Source organism: Bartonella sp. AP58NXGY (assembly GCF_042195785.1).
Classification (GTDB): domain Bacteria; phylum Pseudomonadota; class Alphaproteobacteria; order Rhizobiales; family Rhizobiaceae; genus Bartonella.
The window spans coordinates 1-506 of the sequence record NZ_JBHIOY010000451.1 but is presented as its reverse complement, the minus strand read 5'-3'; the positions used below and the strand labels follow the sequence as shown (position 1 = coordinate 506).

Here is a 506-nt window from a genome sequence, read left to right as displayed (position 1 = left end):
TTTTTGCACATAGGAGTACCCTCACAATCTAATGTGATAAACGTTTTCTAAAATTTGAAATGGAAAATTGGATTGAAAGCAGGCGCCCCCACCGCGCCTGTACTTTCATTTACACAGCTTTATTAATTAAACCCAGACAATCTCTAATTCGCTATAAGGGGAAAGCTGTTCAATATAGGTTTTTATTTTAGTAGACCCGCCGACATTTTCACGAATAACAGCAATGCCATGGATATGAGCATTTTCATAAACATGCACGTCATTTGCTATACGCGCGTTTTCATAAACCCTAGCATTGTCATAAACATAGGCATTATCATAAATAATAGCCTTGCCATAAACATGGGCATTATCATAGATATAGCCAGCTACGATAGCATTGTCATAAACCCGCGCATGACCATAGATATGACCACAAGTGACAGCCTTGCCAAAAACCCTTGCATTTTCATAAACGTGACCATTTTTAAACACAAGAGCCTCATCATAGACCCAGCAATTTCCCT

The 506-nt window shown here is 38.7% G+C and carries 1 protein-coding gene; it reads right to left on the bottom strand.

Annotation, left to right across the window (positions count from 1 at the left end):
• Positions 1–126 precede the first annotated feature (126 nt).
• The coding region (locus ACFINC_RS11955) for a hypothetical protein (RefSeq protein ID WP_375617331.1) at positions 127–506 on the bottom strand (380 nt) is incomplete at its 5' end.